This window comes from Pseudoalteromonas sp. OOF1S-7 (assembly GCF_022347765.1).
In the GTDB taxonomy this organism is placed as follows: domain Bacteria; phylum Pseudomonadota; class Gammaproteobacteria; order Enterobacterales; family Alteromonadaceae; genus Pseudoalteromonas.
Genome location: NZ_JAKRFZ010000004.1, coordinates 17,638 through 39,613 on the forward strand (window position 1 = coordinate 17,638; position 21,976 = coordinate 39,613).

The 21,976-nt window shown below is 46.8% G+C and carries 19 protein-coding genes and 3 tRNA genes; 8 read left to right on the plus strand and 14 right to left on the minus strand.

Going from position 1 to position 21,976, the window contains the following annotated elements; genetic code table 11:
- The first annotated feature begins 43 nt into the window (after positions 1 to 43).
- The 3 genes from infC to rplT all read left to right on the plus strand — a co-directional run bounded on the left by infC (position 44) and on the right by rplT (position 1,388).
- On the plus strand, positions 44 to 607 hold the full coding sequence (gene infC / locus MHN33_RS07350) for a translation initiation factor IF-3 (RefSeq protein ID WP_239397356.1): 564 nt from the start codon (positions 44 to 46) through the stop codon (positions 605 to 607).
- Positions 608 to 812: 205 nt separating this feature from the next.
- Positions 813 to 1,013 carry a 50S ribosomal protein L35 gene (gene rpmI, locus MHN33_RS07355; protein WP_010387195.1) on the plus strand — a complete coding sequence of 67 codons (201 nt, stop codon included), beginning with the start codon at positions 813 to 815 and terminating at the stop codon, positions 1,011 to 1,013.
- Between the two features lie 15 nt (positions 1,014 to 1,028).
- Positions 1,029 to 1,388 (plus strand): 50S ribosomal protein L20, encoded by a 360-nt coding sequence (gene rplT, locus MHN33_RS07360; protein WP_010387194.1) that lies wholly within the window; start codon positions 1,029 to 1,031, stop codon positions 1,386 to 1,388.
- A gap of 80 nt (positions 1,389 to 1,468) precedes the next feature.
- Here the strand turns inward: rplT and MHN33_RS07365 are convergent, their stop codons facing one another.
- Positions 1,469 to 2,299: an SDR family oxidoreductase gene (locus MHN33_RS07365; protein WP_239397357.1), complete on the minus strand. Its 831-nt coding sequence runs from the start codon at positions 2,297 to 2,299 to the stop codon at positions 1,469 to 1,471.
- A gap of 141 nt (positions 2,300 to 2,440) precedes the next feature.
- Here MHN33_RS07365 and MHN33_RS07370 point away from each other — a divergent pair, with 141 nt between their 5' ends.
- The 4 genes from MHN33_RS07370 (at position 2,441) to MHN33_RS07385 (ending at position 7,055) form a co-directional block, all read left to right on the plus strand.
- Positions 2,441 to 4,231: a M14 family metallopeptidase gene (locus MHN33_RS07370; RefSeq protein ID WP_239397358.1), complete on the plus strand. Its 1,791-nt coding sequence runs from the start codon at positions 2,441 to 2,443 to the stop codon at positions 4,229 to 4,231.
- On the plus strand, positions 4,232 to 4,873 hold the full coding sequence (locus MHN33_RS07375; protein ID WP_239397359.1) for an MBL fold metallo-hydrolase: 642 nt from the start codon (positions 4,232 to 4,234) through the stop codon (positions 4,871 to 4,873). It abuts the gene before it with no gap.
- A 54-nt stretch (positions 4,874 to 4,927) separates the two neighbouring features.
- Positions 4,928 to 5,386, plus strand: a complete 459-nt coding sequence (locus MHN33_RS07380) for an Lrp/AsnC family transcriptional regulator (protein WP_046004338.1) — start codon at positions 4,928 to 4,930, stop codon at positions 5,384 to 5,386.
- Between the two features lie 112 nt (positions 5,387 to 5,498).
- On the plus strand, positions 5,499 to 7,055 hold the full coding sequence (locus MHN33_RS07385) for a SulP family inorganic anion transporter (protein ID WP_239397360.1): 1,557 nt from the start codon (positions 5,499 to 5,501) through the stop codon (positions 7,053 to 7,055).
- 50 nt (positions 7,056 to 7,105) lie between these two features.
- On the opposite strand, the gene MHN33_RS07390 is transcribed toward MHN33_RS07385, so the two are convergent.
- The 5 genes from MHN33_RS07390 to MHN33_RS07410 form a co-directional block, all read right to left on the minus strand.
- Positions 7,106 to 9,520 carry an ABC transporter permease gene (locus tag MHN33_RS07390; RefSeq protein ID WP_239397361.1) on the minus strand — a complete coding sequence of 805 codons (2,415 nt, stop codon included), beginning with the start codon at positions 9,518 to 9,520 and terminating at the stop codon, positions 7,106 to 7,108.
- Positions 9,513 to 10,229 (minus strand): ABC transporter ATP-binding protein, encoded by a 717-nt coding sequence (locus tag MHN33_RS07395; RefSeq protein WP_239397362.1) that lies wholly within the window; start codon positions 10,227 to 10,229, stop codon positions 9,513 to 9,515. The genes MHN33_RS07390 and MHN33_RS07395 overlap by 8 nt, the downstream gene beginning before the upstream one ends.
- A gap of 12 nt (positions 10,230 to 10,241) precedes the next feature.
- Entirely contained in the window at positions 10,242 to 11,513 is a 1,272-nt protein-coding gene (locus tag MHN33_RS07400) for an HlyD family efflux transporter periplasmic adaptor subunit (protein ID WP_239397363.1), read from the minus strand.
- A gap of 184 nt (positions 11,514 to 11,697) precedes the next feature.
- Entirely contained in the window at positions 11,698 to 13,491 is a 1,794-nt protein-coding gene (locus MHN33_RS07405) for a transcriptional regulator (protein ID WP_239397364.1), read from the minus strand.
- A gap of 120 nt (positions 13,492 to 13,611) precedes the next feature.
- Positions 13,612 to 13,779 carry a hypothetical protein gene (locus MHN33_RS07410; RefSeq protein ID WP_239397365.1) on the minus strand — a complete coding sequence of 56 codons (168 nt, stop codon included), beginning with the start codon at positions 13,777 to 13,779 and terminating at the stop codon, positions 13,612 to 13,614.
- Positions 13,780 to 14,069: 290 nt separating this feature from the next.
- Here MHN33_RS07410 and MHN33_RS07415 point away from each other — a divergent pair, with 290 nt between their 5' ends.
- The gene (locus tag MHN33_RS07415; protein WP_239397366.1) at positions 14,070 to 14,816 is read left to right on the plus strand and encodes a type 1 glutamine amidotransferase domain-containing protein; all 747 of its coding nucleotides are present in this window, start codon (positions 14,070 to 14,072) and stop codon (positions 14,814 to 14,816) included.
- On the opposite strand, the gene MHN33_RS07420 is transcribed toward MHN33_RS07415, so the two are convergent.
- From MHN33_RS07420 to MHN33_RS07455, 8 genes are all read right to left on the minus strand, one after another.
- Positions 14,779 to 15,354, minus strand: a complete 576-nt coding sequence (locus MHN33_RS07420; RefSeq protein ID WP_239397367.1) for a GNAT family protein — start codon at positions 15,352 to 15,354, stop codon at positions 14,779 to 14,781. The two genes, MHN33_RS07415 and MHN33_RS07420, sit on opposite strands and share 38 nt — an antisense overlap.
- 123 nt (positions 15,355 to 15,477) lie before the next feature.
- Entirely contained in the window at positions 15,478 to 17,694 is a 2,217-nt protein-coding gene (locus MHN33_RS07425) for an ATP-binding protein (protein WP_239397368.1), read from the minus strand.
- Positions 17,666 to 18,862: an extracellular solute-binding protein gene (locus tag MHN33_RS07430; RefSeq protein WP_239397369.1), complete on the minus strand. Its 1,197-nt coding sequence runs from the start codon at positions 18,860 to 18,862 to the stop codon at positions 17,666 to 17,668. The genes MHN33_RS07425 and MHN33_RS07430 overlap by 29 nt, the downstream gene beginning before the upstream one ends.
- A gap of 260 nt (positions 18,863 to 19,122) precedes the next feature.
- Positions 19,123 to 19,199 (minus strand) — tRNA-Val (locus MHN33_RS07435).
- 31 nt (positions 19,200 to 19,230) lie between these two features.
- Positions 19,231 to 19,307 (minus strand) — tRNA-Val (locus MHN33_RS07440).
- 31 nt (positions 19,308 to 19,338) lie between these two features.
- Positions 19,339 to 19,415, minus strand: a tRNA-Val gene (locus tag MHN33_RS07445).
- A gap of 126 nt (positions 19,416 to 19,541) precedes the next feature.
- A complete protein-coding gene (locus tag MHN33_RS07450) occupies positions 19,542 to 20,528 on the minus strand; it encodes a DUF3080 family protein (protein WP_239397370.1) in 987 nt (328 codons plus the stop codon).
- Positions 20,500 to 21,855 carry an MATE family efflux transporter gene (locus MHN33_RS07455; protein WP_239397371.1) on the minus strand — a complete coding sequence of 452 codons (1,356 nt, stop codon included), beginning with the start codon at positions 21,853 to 21,855 and terminating at the stop codon, positions 20,500 to 20,502. Before MHN33_RS07455 ends, MHN33_RS07450 begins: the two co-directional genes overlap by 29 nt.
- Between the last annotated feature and the right edge of the window lie 121 nt (positions 21,856 to 21,976).

Consider the following 21,976-nt stretch of genomic DNA (forward strand, 5'->3'; position numbering starts at 1 on the left):
CACCTAACATAAAACGCTTTTCGCACAATATATTTTTGACTTTTTGGAGGAACGTACCATTAGAGGCGGCAAAAAAGGGCAAACTACTGCTCAGAAAAATCGTATCAATGAAGAAATCACAGCGAAAGAAGTTCGCTTAATTGACGCTGAAGGCGAACAGGCAGGCGTAGTTTCAATTAGAGAAGCAAGAACGCTTGCTGAAGAAGCCGGCCTGGACCTGGTTGAGATCAGTCCGAATGCAGAGCCACCAGTCTGTAAAGTAATGGACTATGGTAAGTTCCTTTTTGAAAAAGCAAAACTACAAAAAGAACAAAAGAAAAAGCAAAAACAGATCCAGGTTAAAGAAATCAAATTCCGTCCTGGCACGGACGAAGGCGATTATCAGGTCAAACTGCGTAACCTTCGCAAATTCCTTGAAGCGGGCGACAAGGCGAAAATTACCATTCGCTTCCGTGGCCGTGAAATGGCTCACCAGGAAATTGCCATTGAAATGCTAAATCGTTTGAAAGCCGACCTTGAAGAGGTGGCTCAGGTTGAGTCATTCCCGAATCGGGTTGAAGGCCGTCAAATGATTATGATGATGGCACCTATTGCGAAAAAGTCTTAAGCAAGGCATAATACGCGCCGATTTAACAATCGACAGAATTTAACTCAGGTTTCAAGTGCGTAAGCCACCTGAGTTAACCGGTAACTAAGTAAAGGTCACCTCGTGGCGTTTCACCGGAATTAGGGTGCATACCAGGCCAAGAAAGTGATGTTTATCATCCGCCTGCTTGCATAATGTTAACGCAATATCATTTGGAGTTATTGCAATGTCTTACAAACTAAAGACACACAGAGGTGCTGCTAAGCGCTTCAAAAAGACTGCTTCTGGCGGTTTTAAGCGTAAACAGTCGCATCTTCGTCACATTCTGACTAAGAAATCTTCTAAGCGTAAACTTCACCTACGTAACAAGACTATGGTTCATAAGAATGACCTGGGTCTTATCAATCGTATGTTACCATTCGCTTAATAGAGGATATCAGAAATGGCAAGAGTTAAACGCGGTGTTATCGCACGTGCACGTCACAAAAAAGTATTAAAGCAAGCTAAAGGTTACTACGGAGCACGTTCACGTGTTTATCGCGTAGCTTTCCAGGCAGTAACTAAAGCAGGTCAATACGCTTACCGTGACCGTCGCGCTAAGAAACGTACTTTCCGTCAACTATGGATCGCACGTATCAACGCTGCTGCACGTCAAAACGGCCTTTCTTACAGCCGCTTCATCAATGGCCTTAAAAAGTCATCTGTTGAAATCGATCGTAAGATCCTAGCTGATATCGCAGTATACGACCAAGTCGCTTTCGCAGCACTAGTTGCTAAAGCAAAAGAAGGTCTTGCAGCTTAATTCTCTTAAGCTAAGCGATTGAATAGAAAAGGAGCCAATGGCTCCTTTTTTTGATCCTGTCATTATAATGCACAGTGATATTATCTATTTTTCATTAAAATCTTGTCCAACCAGGCTGAGCTGAGCAGGCGTTTTAGGTATCCCATCAGATACGTCGGGAAGGTCACATAATATCTTGGCTTTGCGCGTTTAGCGGTGAGGGCATGCAAGAGTTTGTCATAAACAGCCTCTGGTCCCAGCGTGAATTTTTGTGGGGCAGATTGTGCGTTCAGGCGAGTTAATTGCGCCTTATATTCGGCTTCGTGTGCACTGTGCTCAATCTCAATGTGTTGCTCAAAAGCGATTCGCGCATTGCGACGAAACTCAGACAAGATTGGGCCTGGTTCTATCAGGCTAACCTGAATATTTGATCCACTCAGCTCCATCCGCAGTGTGTCTGTCAGTCCTTCCAGTGCAAATTTGCTGGCGTTGTAAGCACCTCGGTAAGGCAAAGCAACCAGACCCAGCACTGATGAGTTTTGAATGATGCGGCTGTCACCGCCGTGGGCTCTCATGTGGGCAACGGCCAGGCGCGTCAGGGTATGCCAGCCAAACAGGTTAGTTTCAAACTGTGCACGTAGCACGTCTGTGGGCAAGTCTTCGACTGCGCCGGGCTGGCCATATGCGCCGTTGTTAAACACGGCGTCCAGCTTTCCATCGCATAGTGCAACGGCCTCATCAAAACCCTTTTTAATTGAGGCGTCATCGGCCAGGTCTATAATGATGCAGGGGATCCCCTGTGCTTCAAAGCGTGCCAAGTGTTGAGGATTGCGCACTGATGCCACAACGCGAGAGCCACCGTCGTGGAGTGCTTTTGCACAGTAATAGCCAATGCCGGTGGAGCATCCTGTGATTAAAATCGATTTTGTCATGTGTTTATCCATGTTTTTTCGCACTGTCAAAAGTCAGCTCGCGATTAACTGTGAATTTTTGTAGAATCACCGCACATTGTAAGTTGTTAATTTAAATATTGATATAATCATCATATCGATAGATAAAAATAAAGATTGTTTATGAATTTAGGCATTGTTTTGCTAAGTGCAACAGTAAATCTGAATAGTCATTTACCACCGTTACAAGACTGGCAAGGAAAAAGTGTAGGCCTGATGCAGGAGCAGGGGCCACTCACCACAGATTTTGAACTGAGCAAGGGCCTGGAAAGCCCAGACTATGCAAAAACGATGGCATTTATCGACCGGCTGGTTGCCGCGAACCCAACTCAGTTTAAAGCCCTCACCATAGGACACAGTGACGCGGGGCGTGACATCAAAATGCTGATAGCTTCTCAAGTCAATCAGTTTAGCCCGGCGATGTTAAAAAATAACAATAAACCGACGCTACTGGTTCAGGCAGGGATCCATGCGGGTGAAATTGATGGTAAAGATGCCATGTTTATGCTGTTGCGTGACATAGCAACAGGTAAACGGCGTGATATTCTGAACAAAGTGAACATTTTGTTCATTCCGGTACTGAATGTTGACGGCCATGAAAGGCGAAGTGCCTACAATCGCATTAATCAACGCGGCCCGGCGACAATGGGTTATCGTACTAATGGGCTTAATCTGAACCTGAATCGCGACTACACTAAGCTCGATACCCCAGGTGTTCGGGCAGTGATGCAAGTGGTTAACCAGTATCAACCTGCTATGTATCTGGACTTGCATGTGACCGATGGCGCTGATTATCAATACGACATCACGTATGGATTTAACCCCAGTTTCGCCAGTGAATCGCCTGCCGTTGCTAAAGTGCTTGAGCAACATTTTACGCCAATGATAGATGATAAGTTGCGCCAGCAAGGGCATGAACCAGGCCCTCTGGTATTTGTAATGGACAAGCGTGACTTTAAAAAAGGGCTGGCTGGGTGGGTGGCTGGTCCGCGTTTTTCGAATGGCTGGGCAGATATTAAGGCATTACCCAGCATTTTATTGGAAAATCACTCACTAAAACCCTACAAGCAGCGTGTACTGGGAACGTATGTCTTTGTGGATGGTGTCATAGATGCACTGGCTGAGCATCAGCAAGCGTTGGCCAAAGCGGTCGAAACGGAGCAACACTTTGTCCCTGACGAGCTGGTTGTTGAACGGAGTTATGCTGATAAGCCAGATCCTATTGCATTTAAAGGCATTGCCTACAAGCGCTTTGAAAGCGCGTTGTCCGGGCAAATGGAGGCAAAATATCTGGGAGAGCCTAAACTGTACGAGCAGCTGCCCGTATACTGGCAAAAAGTAGAAAAGGTCAAGGTAAAGGTCCCTAGTGCGTTTTACATTCCGCCTGCATACACAAGTATTGTGGAAAAACTCAAACTGCATGGTATTGCCGTAGAACAGCTGAATACTGATGTACTGGCTGATGACCTTGTTCAGCTCTCCATAAAGTCTTACCAGTTTGCGGATGCACCATTTGAAGGGCGTTTTCGTGTCAGTGCCGAATTCGAACAACAGGCTGTGTCGTCCACACTGAGCTTGTCCGGCTGGTATAGAGTATCTACACAGCAGGCCGGTGGAGAGCTGGCAACGCATTTGCTTCATCCCAGCGCGCCAGATTCACTGTTTGCCTGGGGCGACTTCCCAGGGGTATTCCAGCGAACAGAGTACGTTGAAAATTATGCGCTTGAACCCTTTGCCCGGAAAATGTTAAAAAACAATCCGACAATGGCATTGGCATTTGATAAAAAGATCAGCGAGGATAAAGCCTTTGCAAACGATCCTAAAGCGCGGATGGAATGGCTCTATCAGCGTACGCCTTATTATGATCAGGCTTATTTGAAGTATCCGATCCTCATGTCCTTTAAGGAAAAGTAGATGCAGGTAATTACCATACCCGTCACGCCATTTATGCAAAATTGCAGGATAATTTGTTGTCCAAGCACAAGTCTGTGTGCTGTGGTTGACCCAGGTGGCGATATTGATAAACTATTGTCTGTTATAAAGGAACGCGCACTCAAGGTCGAGATGATTCTGCTTACCCATGGTCATTTGGATCACATTGGTGCCAGTGAAGCCCTATCGCACGCATTAGGGGTTGATATTGTCGGGCCACAACGCGAAGATAAGTTCTGGTTTGATGCACTGCCAATGCAGGCTCAGATGTTTGGCTTTGCACCTCAAGCGGCGTTTTTACCAAATCGCTGGCTTGAAGACGGCGAGTGTGTAGAGCTCGGCGAGTTAAAATTAGAAGTACGTCATTGTCCGGGACACACGCCGGGCCATGTGGTGTTTTATGAGTCGCGAAGTGCCACCGTACTGGTTGGAGATGTGTTGTTCAAAGGGTCGGTAGGCAGAACGGATTTTCCGAAAGGGGATGCCGCACTGTTAAAGCGTTCAATTGAAACTCAGTTATTCACTTTGCCAGAGGCGACGCGGGTAATGAGTGGTCACGGGGACGACACCTCGATTGGATATGAACAGCGTCATAATCCATTTATGAGCGGGCGGTTTGGCTGATAACTGAGTCTATCGGCACTTTATTCATTTAACTAATTAAAAATTAAGAAAAATATGTCATTAAATCAGGTTGATCGTCAAATACTCGCGCTGTTACAGCAAGATGCAAGTTTATCTACGGCTGAAATAGCCGATAAAGTGGGGTTGTCACAGTCACCGTGCTGGCGTCGCATCGCGAAATTGGAGCAAGATGGATACATCAAAGGAAAAGTTGCTTTGTTGGATGAAAAGCAGCTTGGTTTTGATATGCTTGTTTACGCCCACGTAAAACTGTCAAATCATGGTCGAAACAACCTTTCAGAGTTCGAAAAGTTGATCATGAGCTATGACGAAGTGACGGAATGCTATACCATGGCGGGCACGATGGACTTTATGCTGCGTATTATTTCCCGTGGCATAGAAGGCTATGAGCAATTTGTCAGAGACAACTTGTTGAATCTTGAGTATGTTCAGGAAGTCCACTCAAATGTCACTATGACGTGTGTTAAGCGCACCACAGCCCTGCCAATCTGATTGTCATACATCAGACCTGAAACTCAACTATAATGTATCTCATTTGTTAAAAGCGCTGGATTTTGCTAGGATCCAGCGCTTTTCTGTCGTAGTAATAATCTTGGGGATTTAAATGTTTAATCTAATCAGCAAGGCGCCCAGCTCTGCTAAGAACGACATTCTGTCGGGGTTGACCGTCGCACTGGCGTTGGTACCCGAAGCTGTCGCATTTGCGTTTGTTGCGCATGTCGATCCGTTAGTCGGTTTATATGCCGCGTTCATCGTGGGCTTAATCACCTCAATTTTTGGTGGTCGTCCGGGTATGATCTCTGGCGCAACCGGTGCGCTGGCCGTTGTAATGGTCAGCCTGGTGATTGAACATGGTGTCGAATACCTGTTTGCGACTGTGCTACTTATGGGGGTTCTGCAGATCCTCGCTGGCGTCTTCAAGCTGGGTAAATTTATTCGTATGGTACCGCATCCAGTAATGCTGGGCTTTGTGAATGGTCTGGCGATTGTGATCTTTTTGGCTCAGCTTGGTCAATTCAAAATGATGGATGAGTCTGGCACATTGCAATGGATGCAGGGGCAGCAGCTTTACATTATGGCTGGGCTGGTGGCACTGACCATGGCCATTATCCACTTTTTGCCAAAACTGACAACGGCGATACCATCGAGCCTGGCAGCCATTCTGGTGGTCACAGGTTTGGTGATTGGACTTGACCTTGATACACGTAACGTACTGGATTACCTCAAAGACATGAGCGGTAATGTGAACGCGACTATTGCCGGTGGTTTCCCCGAATTCCATATCCCTCAGGTGCCCTGGACTTGGGAGACCTTTACCATTATTTTCCCGTATGCCCTTATTCTGGCCGCCATTGGTTTGATTGAGTCACTGCTGACGTTGACCCTGATTGACGAGATCACAGAAACACGTGGTCATTCGAACAGAGAGTGTATTGGCCAGGGTGCTGCGAATATGACTTGTGGTGTATTCGGTGCGATGGGGGGCTGTGCGATGATTGGTCAGTCGATGATCAACATTAACTCTGGCGGTCGTAGCCGTCTGTCTGGTATCACAGCTGCTGTCCTGTTACTTGCTTTTATCCTGTTTGCTGCCAGCCTGATTGAAATGATCCCGCTTGCGGCTTTAGTTGGCGTGATGTTTATGGTGGTACTCGGCACGTTTGAGTGGTCAAGCTTCCGCCTGATGAAACGTATCCCTAAAAGTGATGCCTTTGTCATTGTGTTAGTGTCTGGTGTCACTGTGGTGACCGATTTGGCCATCGCTGTGTGTGTGGGGGTGATTGTGTCTGCACTCGTCTTTGCCTGGGAGCATGCCAAGCACATTTACACCAGTAATTACATTGATGAGCAGGGCTCAAAAGTGTATGAGCTGCATGGCCCGCTGTTCTTTGGCTCTGTAAAGAACTTTGCTGAGCTATTTGATGTTGCAAACGATCCGGCTGATGTGATCATTGAGTTCAAACACAGTCGCGTTGCCGATCACAGTGCCATAGAAGCCATTGATGCATTGGCAGAAAAATACACTAAGGCAGGTAAAAAGCTACACCTACGTCACCTGAGTCAGGATTGTCAGCAGTTGTTGGCGAAAGCGGCGGACCTTGTAGAAGTTAATGTGATAGAAGATCCAAAATATAAAGTTGCGTCAGACAAATTAGCGTAACCTTATTTTAAGAAGCCCCTTTCCAGGGGCTTCTCATTGCATTAGTTAAGCTAATCTCGCTTCAATATATCAACAGGGCGACTTCGTACTGCTTTCCAAGCTACGACCTGAACAGTTACCCCTGCCAGTGCCAAGCAGGCAAGCGCGCTGATAACAAATACGCTAACAGGTAACTCAATTCGATAGATATATTGATTCAGCCAGTCGCTGAGCAAAATAAACGCTATGGGCAAAGCGATTAAAGTTGCAAACAGCACCAAAATCCCGAAACGCAATTGGAACAACCCATAAATTTGCCAATTTTTCGCGCCCATAATCTGACGTATGGCTATTTCCTTCAAGCTTTGCAATAGGGTAAAGGAGGCCACTGCGTATAATCCAGCAACAGACATTACCATTGCGATCAGTGTAAATAACTCAAGTAATTGCAGGTGCTGTGCCTGATTATGATATTGTGCTTCGAATAAGCCTGCCAGCCATTCATACTTAAATGCTTTGCTGCTGTCCAAGGCGAGCCAAGTCTGTTCCAGCTGACGTAGCACATCTTGATTGAATCCGGCTTTCAGTCTGATCGCCATCCACCGAAGTGCTAGGTCTTCAGGGTTTTCTGACAAAACATATATCATAGGTGGAACACGTTGGCTGGCGTCAACATGATGGGTATCTTCGACCACACCGATGACCTGATGACGATGCAATCCTTCGCTGACGCTGCCGAGTGTCAGAAAGCGGCCTATGACTTTATGGGGATCAGTATCTAACTTGGCTGCCAGCGTTGCATTAATTATTAAATTTCCGCGTGTATTCTCTGTATTCTGGTTATCCTCAAAGTAGGGGTCTCCGGGGAACTGGCGTTGAAAAACTCGGCCACTCAGAAGTGTAATACCCATCGTCCTGAAATAGTCATAGCTAACCGGGTTATTTCCAACCCATATCTCATTACCGGGCGCGTCATTCGTTCGGACAACCGCAGATGTACGTGTCGCTTTGGTAGGGATTGTATGAGACATGCTCAAGGAGAGGACATCGTCAAATCGTGACACCTGACGTTTGAAGGCTTGATAGAGTGTTGCACTGCGATTGATGATGAGGACATTGTCTCTGTCATACCCTTGGGCCATCGTACTGAGATGGTGCATTTGGTGGCTGACCACTGTGCTGGCGATCAGCAGCAGTGTTGCAATGATAAATTGTATGATCATGAGTATGCGACGAAAGAGCGTTGCTCCATAGCCTGTATCTACCACTCCCTTGAGCACTAAAGCTGCATTCATTCGGCTAAGAAACACAGCCGGGTAGCCTCCCGCAAGAAGCGTAACGCACAGTAAGGTGAACACTAGCGTGAGGATATGTTTGAATGTCAGAGTAAATGTGATTTGGGCGCCCAACAATTGATTAAAGGTATCTAACAGAATGACGCAAAAAAGCACTGCTGTACCCAGAGCCAATAGAGTAATAAAAAAGGATTCAATGAGATAATGCAAAGCCAGCTGGTTCGGACTTGCCCCAAGTGCTTTTTTGACCCCAACTTCTCTTGCACGCCGCAAAGAAGCAGCAGTGGCCAAATTGGTGAAGTTGATACAGGCCAGTATTAATAACATATAAGATACCAGCACAAACGTGTCAACCATCTCTCGGCTACCGGGTGGGATCAGGCTGCGAGTCGCAGTCGCATTGAGATAGACATCCAGCAAAGGTTCGAACATGACTCGGTACCGCTTGTAAGATGATAAACCCTCAACGCGTTGTTGATAATAGTCACTGACACTTGCAGTCAGAGGCTCAATTGCAGTCGCTTGCGTGATCTTTGCAAATGTGATGGTCGCGTTGAAATTCCACAATGTTTGCCAGCGTTCATTTGGTAGCTGTTGAAAGTAGTTCTGGATCGGGAGAATTATCTCATTCGGAATGGTGGAAGGAGTCACTGAGGATTTGATTACTGCGGATACCTGATAGGATTTGCCGTTAATGTTTAGTTGTTCACCAATAATCTGAGTACTACGCGAAAAATATTTCAGCGCTTGTGCTTCATGTAATACTACCTTATCAGGTGCCTGGAGTGCTGTGTGAACATCTCCCTCAATCAGGCTGTAGTCAAAAAATGAGAAAAAGTTCTCATCAACGAATAGCGCACGCTCAGCAAATACACCGGACGCCTTTCTGACGGATATGGTACTGACGGAAATACGAGTTGTGTCCGACACTTGTGGGAAGTTACTGGTAAGCTCCTCGGCGAGTCGAAGTGGTGTGAGTGTTTGAGGACGATTATCATCTCTAAGCAGATTTACTCGATAGATCTTTTCCGCATTTTTAAACTGTGTATTAAAGCTGTATTGATGGGATACATACAGTTGGATCAACATGAAGCAGGTCAGGCCGATGATTAAACTGAGTAACTGGATGGCCGTGGTACGTTTGCTGCGCAACATATTACGCCACGTCATGGAGAATAAAAGACTAATCACTTAAAACCTCCTGCTTGTTCAATGCATGTTGAGCTGAAACCGGGCGATCTTTTTGTACTTTGCCATCCATGAGCTGAATAACCCGAGTGCCATATTGCACTTGTTCCTGAGCATGCGTCACCATAATGATGGTTGTTCCCATCATGTTGAGCTGGCGAAGTATTTCCATGACTTGTGCTGAGTTTTGTGAGTCCAGGTTGCCCGTTGGCTCATCAGCCAGGATTAAATTTGGTTGAGTGACAATCGCACGTGCAATCGCAACCCGCTGTTGCTGGCCCCCTGAGAGCTTGGCTGGTAAGTGAGTGCGGCGATGAGCGATATCCAGGCGGTGAAGCACCTCTTCAACCCGAGCAGCTCGTTGTGCTTTATTGAGCTGCTGATAATGTAGTGGCAGTGCGATATTTTGCTCTACCGTGAGCTCGTCTATCAGATTAAAATTCTGAAAAATAAATCCAATGTGTTTTTTTCTCAACTGTGCCTTTGTTAACGAAGATGCTGAGGCAAGCTCAGTACCATTGAACACAAAGCTGCCTTCATCAATGTCATCCAACATACCCAGAATATTGAGCAAAGATGATTTGCCGCAGCCTGATGGCCCCAAAATCGTGATAAATTCACCCTGGCTGACTGACAGCGAGAGTCTGTCCAGTGCAACAGTTTCGATATGTTCTGCAATAAATGAACGGCTGACATTATTTAGTATGATCATTGTTGTGCTACCTTAAGGAATAAGAGAAAGGTGCTCTGCGTCAGCAAAGCGGTTGTATGAAGACGTGATCAGTCGCTCGTTGGCACCCAGGCCTGACAGGACTTCCACTTGTGTGGGATTACGGCGCCCAAGCGTAATCTGGCGCTTGTGCGCACTACGCCCATCTGGACTTACTACAAATGCCCAGGCACCCGCCGTGGATTGCATAAACGCCCCGTTTTCGATGACCAGCTGAGCTGTTTCGGAGCTCAGGTTTAGCTCTAGAGGCAAACTCTGTCCGAGTCTCAATGCGGGCGCTTCAGAGGGGTTTTGGAAATGAAAATCGACTTTAAAGCGGCCGTTTTCGATGCCTGGGTATATTCTGGATACGGTCAGTGCAATCGTTGCTTGCCCCACCTGGATAGTGGCAGTGTGCGCCATTGAGATTTGATCAATATAGAACTCATCAATATGTGCACTGACTTTAAATTTATCTATCAGATCAACCTGACCAAGCCGTTCACCCGGGGTTTTTGATTCACCAACCCGGGCAGCCATGAAAGTCAATTGACCATCACGCGGGGCACGGATAGTGAGTTTGTCCAGGCTGGATTGCGATATCTGAAGGTTAGATTGCAAAGTAGCAATACTCTGAGAAAGCTGCGTAAGCTGTTGCTGTTGTAATAATGCTTCTTTTTGCTGGCTTTGTTTTACTGTTTCGCGGTATCTCACTTGATAGTTAAGTTCATCCCTGAGCGTCTCTACAGTACGTTGTGGCACCAAGGCTTGTTCATATAGCTTTTGTTGTCGCGCTAAATCTTTTTCCAGTTTAAGAATTGCAAAGTCGAGCTCAATGATGTCACGCGCTAATGCGAGCTGGTTTTGCTCAACGGCGAGGCGCGTATTGCGCATGTCGTTAATTTGTTCCGACACTTCTGCTTCACGCGCCAATACCCTCAGTTGTAGATCGGTGTTGCTGAGCTTGAGCAATGCCTGACCTTGACGAACCAGCTCACCTTCCTGGACATACAAGGCGTCTACGCGCCCGCCATCAATTGCATCGATGAAGATGGTATCTTGTGGTTCGACAATACCGCGCAATGGCAGGTAGTGAGTAAAGTTGGCGTGGTGTGCCGAACTGAACTCAAGCGTCTTCTGGCTGACGTTGTAGATTTTACCCGACGCCTGAAAATGGGTACTGAACACCTGAATGCTTATTACTGAGACCGCAATGAAAGCAACGGCAATCGAAGTAATGACAACACGTCGTCTGCTCAAAAATTTGGGTTGAATAGGTTTATCCATACTGGCTCCTGATCCTGTGAATGAAAACGCAGATCAGTATTACTAAACTGCAAAGAGGATTCAGGAACAAACCGGGAAAAGGTGTGATGGCTAGCGGAAAAGCGATGACCACTGGAAGTGGTCATAACTAAAAGTAATAAAATTAATAGCTTAAGTTGGGGTGAGATAGTAAGACAACATCGCCTTACTGTGCATCGAGCGTTCTCATGATATCTGCCGTGGTCCGTTGCAGACGGGTATAGATAACTCCATGTGCTGAAAACTGATAATCTGTATTATCTATCTGCTGTGGCAAGGCTACACTATCTGTTACAGTCATAGGGAGGTGCACATGACTTTGATCGTCCTTTATACAATGTAACCCATTTTGTCCACGCTGCAGCGTAAGCCGTCGATTGGGCAGGTGCGTTGTACAATACAGTGGTAATGCTGAGGTCACTGAGGTTGACTCTGTATGCTTGAATACCTGTCCTGTTTTGCGGTGTAACAGGTAATAAGCACCGTCGTGTTTACTGTAGATCCCACCCATAAACTCGGGAAAAATAGTCTCGTATTCTAGTGTTGTCAGATCAAAACGTACCAGCTGCCAGCGATTGTTTCTGGTAGTGGAAAACAACAATTGATTGTCAGAATGCCAGCTGACACCCCTGATAGCTATGTCGGTGACGGGGAGCTGAATGGTTTTCAGTGTTGTAATCGTTGTGACGAGAAGCTGATTATCCCCCAGACTGAGCAGCCGGTTACCATCGGGAGAAAATGCGAGCTGGTAAAATCGATGGGAAGCTTTACTGGAGGTCAGCGGAACAGGGTCCGCCAGCGGCTGAGTAATATCACCCAGATATACTTGTGCATGTGTAGAGCGTTTTGAAACAAAGGCATAATGTGATGATGTATCTGCTATCGTTGGCAGGTAATCCATAACCGATGAATTTGCCAGGGGCTGGGTTTGATTGTCTGAACTGCGCTGTAAATAGATATCCCGGTCCAGAAGGTAAGACACAAAGGTAAAGTCGGTCCCATTACCTATTCTGGCTGGATGTTTTACGCGCGCCGTGTTGCTAACGACGGTTGCCAGTTTATCGCCTTGTACAGTACTTTGCCACAACTCATAAGCCGGGTGTGGGGCAGGGTGGATCAAGCTTTGGCTATCATGATGCCAGATGGCTGAGCGCATCAGATAATCTAGTTGTGCGGTTTGAGTTAGTTTTGATGAGGCGAGATCGAGCGTGTAAATGCGTGTTTTCGGGCCGAACTCGCTGTTTAGCATAACCAGTGAGTTGCCGTCCGGTGAAAGGTCAAACGCATAGTTTCCACGACCATTGGTAATGGGCTGATTCACGATTGACTTTTGCCCCTGGGTTAAATCAATCTGAAAAACTTGATAACCAGCCTCTTCAGAGGTGCGATCATTGAAATAGAGTTTTTTCCCGTCTGATGAAAACGCCAGGCCGGGCTTGCTTTCACTGCCACATGTGCTGAGTTTTTGCCATAGTGCTTGCGTGTGCAAATGCGTCAGACGAACCAGATAAATACCACATGCTTGAGGTGTATGCATGACAAATGCAAGCTGAGCACTGTCAGGTGACCAACGGGGCCGACTAAAACGCGCGAGCGGGATAGATAGCTGCTGCTGGGAATGTGTTCTGACATTTTCGATAATGAGCGCATTCAGTTGCTTCGTCTTTTTGACATAAACGAGAGTTTTGAGATCTGGCGACAGGCTGGGGTATAACTCCTCGCCTTGAGCGCGCGTATATGGTTTGACTTGTTTGTTTAAACTCAGTTCTGGCGGCGAGTAAGGGTTGTACAGAAACATACTAGCCATAAAAGCGACTGCTGCAGACATGCCGATGGCAGATAAAATGGGCCGCTTAATTCGGACTTTGCTGCAAGGAGGTTGATGTTTGCTTGTACTGGCACCATGGATGTTTTCGGCCTGCATTGGGAGCTGATCTGTTTCATGAAACGCAGTGATCATTCGATACCCTTTACGTGGCACGGTCAAAATGAAATTGGGGGATTTGGGGTCATCGCCCAGGGCTTTACGAACCTTGACCAGAGTCCGGCTAATGGCGTTATCCGTTACGAGCGTGCCTTGCTAAACTGTATCCATTAACTCATCTTTGTTAATCACGCGCTGTTGATTGCATGCCAGATAGTAGAGGAGATCGTACACCTTTGGTGCCAGCGTCACTGAGACACCATCACGGATGAGTATCTGGTTATGGGTATCTATGATCAGGTGTTCAAATCTAAGGTATCTCAAAATAGGTTCCTGCCTGGTACACAATGGTATTATTATTATCTTTGTACACGCCAACGTGTGAGTTGGTTAATTCAGATAGTACGCTAGTTTATAGGTCGACGTAAATCCAGGTGCTTTCATTACCTCCAGCTTTTTAGTTCTAACCTCCTAAAATATAAAGCAATAAAATCTTGGTCATCGTGTGGTCACTGTTCCATCCTGAGAATTCCTTAAGAAATCAGCATTACTTCATGTGTCACGGGGCACGAGTCGATATGGTGAGCAGAAATTAAACCTAAATAAGGAATTATATGATGTGTAGATTTCATCGTGCTCACTTTCTGGTATTGGTAAAAAGGCTTGTTTTACTGACCTTAATCCTAACCTTCTCTGTGTCTGCTTTATCGGCAGAGCTGCGCAAAGGCAAAATTCTGTTTGTTATCTCCGGGGATAAGCATGGTTTTTGGTTACCTGAAGTGGTAGGCCCATACCGGGTGCTACACGACGCAGGGTATGAAATTGAGCTTGCCAGCAGCACCGGCAAGCCCGGATATCCCCGAGGGCGATTGGGAGAGAAACAATTACGCTGGCTGGATAATTCGCCCCTTAAGCAACAGCTTAGCGAGCCAGGTGTCATAGAAACACGCAATAGTCGGGACTATTTGGCCGTGTACTACGCAGGTGGAGCTGGGCCAATGTTTGACCTGACGGCGCATACATCAGCAAAGGTGCTTACAGAAGCGATATATAAAGCGGGTGGTATCATTGCCGCGGATTGTCATGGCACTGTTGCCTTACTGAACTTACAGGATGATAGCGGTACCCGATTGATCTCGAACAGGCGTATTACCGGCAAAGCGAATAGCGAAGAAGGGTGGTTCGCCCGGAGGCATTATCCATTTCTGATTGAAGATGAGGCAATCAGGCTTGGTGCGAATTTTGTTGCTGCAAAAAAAGGGGAAGTGAATGTTGTTGTGGATGGCCAGTTTATAACCGGACAGAATCCGGCGTCAGCAATACCTATGGCTGAGGCGCTGTTGAGCGCTTTAGAGGAGTGAACTGATGAAACTCTTCGCGTAACAGTGCATACCTGTATTCATCTACCCAGCAGCCCTTGAAACAGAGGCTTTTTACATAATGGGCTTCACATCGGAAATGCAGTGCCTCCAGCAATTTTTGAGCGGGTAAGTTTCGGGTATCAGTCAATGCGGTCAGGCGGTGAATACCGTACTTAGAAAACAAATGGGGTAGTAGTAACCGAAGTGCACGCCTGGCTACCCCGTTATGCTGCGATTCAGGTGCCAGCGTAAAGCCAATCTCAACCTGCAGTTGTGGTAAAAAGTGTAATGCCAGATCGCCAAGTAACTCACCTGACAGGCGCTGAACGATCGCAATCTGAAACCACAGCCCGGGCTCTGCGAAACGGTCATAATCCATCGCCCGAAAAAGGGCGCTGGCATCTTCCAGTGTGTAGTTCTCATCCCAGCTTTGAAATCGCGCAATCTCGGGTTTCGCTCTGTACCGGGCAAAGTTCTTGAGATCTGACTCTTTAAAGGGTCGAAGTAGAAGAGTGTCATCACCGCATAGTATGTCCATATACGCTCCCAGATTGTTGCTGTTTAGAAATTTATACCACATCCAGTGAGGTCACCAATAACTTGATGGATCTGAGCGCACGTGGATGGTCTAGACCAGAATAGGCCTGGTCGGGCCATTGCGTCATTTGTTATCTAGAGTTGATATATCCGGCTTTGCCGTCCCCGGTTGTGTCCGAGCTTGCCTGCCCATTACTCGGGTGATGGTATCAAACAATGCCTGCATATCTATGGGTTTTGCGACAAAATCATCGAATCCTAGTGACAAATAGCGGCTGACATCTTCAGGGAGCACATTGGCGGTGATGGCAATGAGCGGTTTACGGTAATCGGTATTCTTCACTTGCTGGCAAACTTCTATGCCATCCATCACGGGCATCTGAATATCGACAAAGAAAAGGTCGGGCTGCGCTTCGTTAAAGCAGTCCATGGCCAGCTTGCCGTTATTGGCCAGAGTGAGGTTGGCGCCGGTCTTTTTCATCATGGCGGCAAATATCTGTTGATTGATCAGGTTATCCTCAGCCAGTAGCACACTAACACCGCGCAAATTTGGTATTTGTGGTTGAGCTTCACTGGATGACTGCTGCGCTGTCGGTTTGGTGCTTAATAACGGCAGATTAATTCTAAACTGACTGCCTTTACCAGCTGCACTGCTGACGGTAACTTCACCGTGCATGAGCTCCACCAGCTGTTTGACGATAGCCAGTCCGAGCCCCGACCCTCCATATTTGCGTGTGGTTGAACTGTCAGCCTGATGAAAGTGTTTAAACAGGCTGGCAACTTGGGTAGGTGTCATACCAATCCCACTATCTCGAACTTCGATAATCAGCTGGCTTTTATCGCCCTGAATGCCCAACGTTACCTGACCCTGCTCGGTAAACTTAATGGCATTTGACAGTAAATTACGCAGTATCTGTTTAAGCCGCAGCGGATCAGCAAGGCGGACGGACAATGGTGGTTTTAACTCAGTGGTTAAGTCTAATGTGACCTGCTTGTCGCGGGCCAGGTGCTGGTATTCCTGGATCACCTCCTGGCATAACTGTAATATGTCGACTGCCAGAACTTCAAGCGTAAGCTTACCAGCTTCCATTTTCGAAAAATCGAGTATGTCATTTACCAGAGCAAGCAGGGTTTGCGATGAAGTATAGCCCTGCTCGACGAGCGAGTGGTCTTCCGGGTCTCGGTTGTGTTGTCTGAGCAACTGAAAAACCCCCAGAATAGCATTCATTGGCGTGCGGATCTCATGGCTCATTGTGGCGAGAAACTGCGCTTTAGCCAGCTCAGATTGCTCTGCGCGTACCTTTTCTTGCTTAAGTTGTGTCACTTGCGTATTAACGTTACTCACCAGCTCGTTCAGCGTCTTTTGTAATGTTTTGAGTTCTTCGTATTCGAGGTTGGCATTATTTTGTTCATAATTTCCAGAAGTCAGCGATACACAGTATTTTTCAAGTTGCTTCATAGGGCTTGTAACTTTACGGCTCACATAAGCCAGATACCAAATGAGAATGATTAACACACCCAGCGCCAGTAGTGCGCTTCTGATAATGGCGTACAGGATCTCCCGCGTATATGCGCTGTGCTGATGAGAAAGCGAAAGAGACAAGTTCAAGCCATCGTCACTGCGTTCATAAATCGGATGGGTTGCATTAAGGCCCGCCTCAAACTCAAGGCCCTCACGAAACCACATTTGTTTATCTGAATAGATACTCAAAGCTTCATAATCAGCCAGCTCAATTGCCAGTTGACTGACATCCAGCTCAAAAAACAGCACGCTGGTGTAGCGAAAAGGGTCAATGAGAGAGGGCAAAGTTTGGCGTAGTGGCACGGCAATAAATAAGGTCCCTGCAGTTGTGTCGGCAACCCCCAACTCCTTGTTGCTGATCAATAGTTTACGGACCATCAACTCTCGCGCACTTTCATTGATCACTGAGCTGGCGTGTTCAATGATGGAAGGCGTAGCCCAGTGCAGAGTATAAAGCGGGTAACCTTCGACGATGTAGGGCGAGCCGTCGCTGATCATCACACTTTTTACCAAAGGAGATGTATAGACCAAGTCGCGCATTTCTTTGAGTGCATATTGCGTATATAAAAGGTTGAGCGGGAGTTCCGCCAGGATCCGGTGATCGCTGTAATGAGCGACCTGAAAAGTAAACTCGGCAAGCCGGTTCTTGAGGTCCAGAGACAGGCTGGTCGCGCGCTGTGCAACCGTGTCTGCGGCAATTTTGTTGGCTTGTGTCCAGGCGCTGTAAGCAAAATGCGCGAGCGCAATGGTCAGCAAAGCAAGAACCATGGCGCCGACTTTTAGCTGTAACTCACTGACCAGGCTTTTTTTCTTGCTCATAACTAATCGACTTTTCAACAATGTGTTGCATAAAGTGGGCGGCCTGGTGTTCGTCCAGCACACCTGCCAGGTGGCGTGTCAGACCTTTTAACATCGCCTCCCAGACAAAGGCCATTTGTGCCTCGTTGGGCATTGGCTGAGCGTACTCCAGTGTAGAGATGAGAGCCTCTACCTGTGTAATACCTTGTATCTTAAGCATTTCAAGTGCGCGCCTATCAACTGGCAGCGCATTAATAGAGGACCATAAACTGGTTTGCACTGGCAGAGATTGTAAAAACTCAGATAATGTTCTGAGTTGCGTGCTTTTTTCTCCGGATAAGGCATGGTCGGGAAACGCCATAACATGAGACGAAAAGTAAGAGCGCATAGGCTCACCACGCAGGCTGGGTAACTGTGTGACACCCAGTTTATCACCAAAATGCTCCGAGAAGCGTTGAAACATCCAGGAGCCATTAATGGTATAAGCAACTTCACCAGATAAAAATTGATTAACCGTACAATCGTAGTCACATTCAACATCCAGCCAGGCCTCATCTTTAAGAGACTTATACCAGCGCAGGGCGCTGACCATAGCTGATGTATCCAAGTTAGCGTTACCATTTAAAATCAAAGACGTTCCAAAGGTGCCCAGAAACGCTCTGTACCAGTACATCTCGTAATAGTTCCAACTGATTTTAAGTCCATCCTCCTGGTGTTGTATGCGCAGTTGTTGCCAGTTTTTGGCGGCATCACTGACAAGAGCACGGTTATAATAAAGCATCAGGTGGTTACCAAATACGATAGGTATCCCAAGTGTTGAGCCATTGGCTTTGATGTTCATGCGCACCTGATCTATCAAATGCGTTGAGAGCCAGTCATCGGGTACTTCGGATAAGTTAAGTGCTGTCAGCCCCATATAGTCTGCGGGCACTATAATACCGTCAGGAAGAGCGTTATTGCTGGCCCGCAACAGGAGCTCAGATTTTAGAGAGTTGTTTTCGAATTCAACAACTTTAACCTGGATGCCGGTTTTTCTGGTGAACTGCGCAAACAAAGGTTTGAAATCATAATTCTCCAAGCCTATGGCAATGGTCAGTGTTTGTCCAGGTAGCTGCTTGGCATATCCCAAACGGCTGCACAGGCCGGTCAACAATATGAATAATAATATGGTGCATAACCTGCCAGGCATGACCTTCCTTAGAATATAATTTGCTAACTAATTTATAGCAAATTATCAGGTCAGAGCAAACCAATGATACGAAATCCTGCTTTAGTGTAACTATTGTACAAGCTGATGATTTGTATACGGTGGGGGGAATCACCAGAATCGATTGGTACGACCGAGTGGATTCGAACCACCGAGCACTGGATCGGGTCATGGAGCGTGGTGGTGCGCTAACCAACTGAGCTACGGTCGTACTGAGATAGGAGTTAATTTATCAAATAAGTTGGTACGACCGAGTGGATTCGAACCACCGACCCCCACCATGTCAAGGTGGTGCTCTAACCAACTGAGCTACGGTCGTACTGAGATAGGAGTTAATTTATCAAATAAGTTGGTACGACCGAGTGGATTCGAACCACCGACCCCCACCATGTCAAGGTGGTGCTCTAACCAACTGAGCTACGGTCGTACTGAGATACGAGTTAACTTATCAAATAAATTGGTACGACCGAGTGGATTCGAACCACCGACCCCCACCATGTCAAGGTGGTGCTCTAACCAACTGAGCTACGGTCGTACTATGTTGAACAACTATGACTGTTTTGTTGCATTACGTCACTTGCCAACGGCCGCTAATATATAGCGAGCGTTCGAAGGGATCAAGTAAATTTGCTAAATTAATGTTTGTTTGCACTTTTTTCGTTCATACCGGTGCAACTTTACACACTTTGTAGAAGCGTTGCCACCATTGTGCATGCTGTTTGCTCGAGGTTTTCAGTTCAACCATCAGGGCTGCTGCGTGATTTGGATATGCCGGGTGCGAAATGGCTTGTGATATTTGTGCGAGTGAGTCACTCAATTCCTGCAACTGGATACTCAGTTGAGCCTGGTATGGTTGCACCTGTGAAATGGCGAATTTGTTGAAAATATTATGTAGCACCAGAGCTTTTTTTTTGTTTTTGCCCACAGGACAAATTGCTGTTTGTAGTTCAACTTGTGACAACCATGCCGTTAAACTTTGGTTCCAATAAATTTGCCTACGTGCACTGGTCAGCAAAGTTTGAACATAACCGTTATTGTTTAACTTACTTAAGGCTGGTGTTATTTTCTGTGGATCAATATTTTCCGGAGTAGCTAAGCTGCTTGCAACGGATGCAAGCGTAGCAAGGCCCTCATTGGCCTGAATTTCGTTGTCTGTACCACGTTTACCGATTTCGGCAAATGTCAGTCTGCTAAACTGGTTAAGCTCCGGCTCAGCGGAGAGCATGAAAGCAAAATACTGCGCTAACGCTGCACGTTTCTCAGCGGCAGCCTGACGAAGGATGTCTTTGACTTCTGGATCTTCGGTTCTGGTGTCCTGAATGCAATGCGACGCCAGTTGAATAAAGCGGACCTGATATTTAAATACCTCGCTGGGCACAGCCAGCTTGCCGAGTTGATTATTGTGCATGGCAACGTCCTGAGCCAGTGCGCAATGTCCCAGATTGGCAAGCTGCAAAACTGAGAGCTTGAAAGTGGCTTCGGGTCGTGTGGCGCTAAAGCTTGCTAAAGGGGCGGGCTTGTCGATACTCAACGGGGCCAAGCCCAACACATTAGCAAGCCTGTCAGCATATTCCTGATTAATGTCACTGGCAGTGGGTGAGCAGGCTGTCACTGCCAGACTAAACAGGATCAGGACGTAACGTATCAAGGCGTTTCCTCACAAAATGCAGTAGCAATATCGCAGCACAGGTTAAGCCGACGATAATACCAACCCAAAATCCTCTTGCGCCCATGGCCGGCACGAGTAAATCTGTTTTTGCCAGCACAAAGCCAAGACTAAACCCTATTAACCAGTATGAGACAAATGTGACTATGGTGATAGGGCTGGTGTACTTTAACCCTCGCAATACTCCGTTGGCGGCAACCTGCAAAGCGTCTGGCAATTGATAAATACAGGCCAGTATAATAATTCCCGAAGCGAGTACAGCCACTTCCTTGTTTTGAGTATATACCCAGGCAATCTCGTTTCGGATCACGAAGGTGAAAGTCGCTACAATGACTGAAACCACCACTGCACACACAAAACTGGTGTAAACCGAGTTAACGAGTCGAGAATAATTCCCCTCTCCGGATAACGTACCTATGCGTATGGCAATTGCCATTGATAAACTCAACGGGAGCATAAACAGTATGGTCGTTACACTGGCCGCTATCTGATGCCCGGACACCGCAATGGCCCCCAGATCTGCGATAAACAACGGAATACATGCGAACAAGGTCACCTCAAAGAATGTGGCAAGGCAAATGGGCAGTCCGAGCTTGACTATCTGGAACTGCGTAGCAACATGAGGGCGTGAAAACCCTTCAATTAACCAACGGCCGTCCAGATATTTATTGTAAAAACTATAGATGAGCTGGGCGATAGCCATGACCCAAAATACCAGTGCTGTAGCCAGACCACATCCCGCACTGCCCAACGCTGGCATCCCTAATTTGCCATAAATAAATACATAGTTAGCAAAGACATTAACGGCCAGCCCGAGCAAACTGATGTACAAAGCGGCTTTTGTGTTGCCAACGCCTTCAGTGACATTACGATAGACTGAAAACAATAAGAAAGCGGGTAACCCCCACTTAACGAAATCGATATACTGTTGTGCCAGCTCTGTGATGGCACTGGCGGCACCGATACGCGCGAATATCAATGGAGTAAATACACTGGCAATAAAGCCCAATGAAGAGAGCAGCAGCGCCAGGTAGATGCCTTGTTGAAAATAGGTTTTAATACCTTCTCGCTGTTTGGCTCCATCGCAGTATGCAACCATACTGGTGATAGCGAGTAAAATTCCCTGCAAGGAAAATATCATCGGGTTCCAGGTCCCAGTGGCAATTGACAGAGCAGCGAGATCTTCGGCACTGACTTGTCCTGCCATTATAGTGTCAACAACTGACATAAGCACGAGGGTGATCTGAGCAAAAAAGACCGGGGTGGCAAGGCGTACCAGGCGCTTTGCTTCCCATAAAGCGAATTTCATACTGAGTCTGGATTTCCTAAAACGATAATCTTAAATAACTTCTTAAAAACTTACCACTTTTATCCGATGAACAGGCAGTTTAATCTGATGACTGTTTGAGATACACTGCGCGCCATTACTT

Bases quoted from the DNA above. Each gene is read 5' to 3' on its own strand.
- MHN33_RS07425 (WP_239397368.1), bottom strand. From the start codon at position 17,694: ATGAGCAAGAAAAAAAGCCTGGTCAGTGAGTTACAGCTAAAAGTCGGC.
- MHN33_RS07455 (WP_239397371.1), bottom strand. From the start codon at position 21,855: ATGAAATTCGCTTTATGGGAAGCAAAGCGCCTGGTACGCCTTGCCACC.
- MHN33_RS07415 (WP_239397366.1), top strand. From the start codon at position 14,070: ATGATGTGTAGATTTCATCGTGCTCACTTTCTGGTATTGGTAAAAAGG.
- rpmI (WP_010387195.1), top strand. From the start codon at position 813: ATGTCTTACAAACTAAAGACACACAGAGGTGCTGCTAAGCGCTTCAAA.
- MHN33_RS07385 (WP_239397360.1), top strand. From the start codon at position 5,499: ATGTTTAATCTAATCAGCAAGGCGCCCAGCTCTGCTAAGAACGACATT.
- MHN33_RS07375 (WP_239397359.1), top strand. From the start codon at position 4,232: ATGCAGGTAATTACCATACCCGTCACGCCATTTATGCAAAATTGCAGG.
- MHN33_RS07380 (WP_046004338.1), top strand. From the start codon at position 4,928: ATGTCATTAAATCAGGTTGATCGTCAAATACTCGCGCTGTTACAGCAA.
- rplT (WP_010387194.1), top strand. From the start codon at position 1,029: ATGGCAAGAGTTAAACGCGGTGTTATCGCACGTGCACGTCACAAAAAA.
- MHN33_RS07370 (WP_239397358.1), top strand. From the start codon at position 2,441: ATGAATTTAGGCATTGTTTTGCTAAGTGCAACAGTAAATCTGAATAGT.
- MHN33_RS07400 (WP_239397363.1), bottom strand. From the start codon at position 11,513: ATGGATAAACCTATTCAACCCAAATTTTTGAGCAGACGACGTGTTGTC.
- MHN33_RS07420 (WP_239397367.1), bottom strand. From the start codon at position 15,354: ATGGACATACTATGCGGTGATGACACTCTTCTACTTCGACCCTTTAAA.
- MHN33_RS07365 (WP_239397357.1), bottom strand. From the start codon at position 2,299: ATGACAAAATCGATTTTAATCACAGGATGCTCCACCGGCATTGGCTAT.
- MHN33_RS07395 (WP_239397362.1), bottom strand. From the start codon at position 10,229: ATGATCATACTAAATAATGTCAGCCGTTCATTTATTGCAGAACATATC.
- MHN33_RS07405 (WP_239397364.1), bottom strand. From the start codon at position 13,491: ATGATCACTGCGTTTCATGAAACAGATCAGCTCCCAATGCAGGCCGAA.
- MHN33_RS07430 (WP_239397369.1), bottom strand. From the start codon at position 18,862: ATGCCTGGCAGGTTATGCACCATATTATTATTCATATTGTTGACCGGC.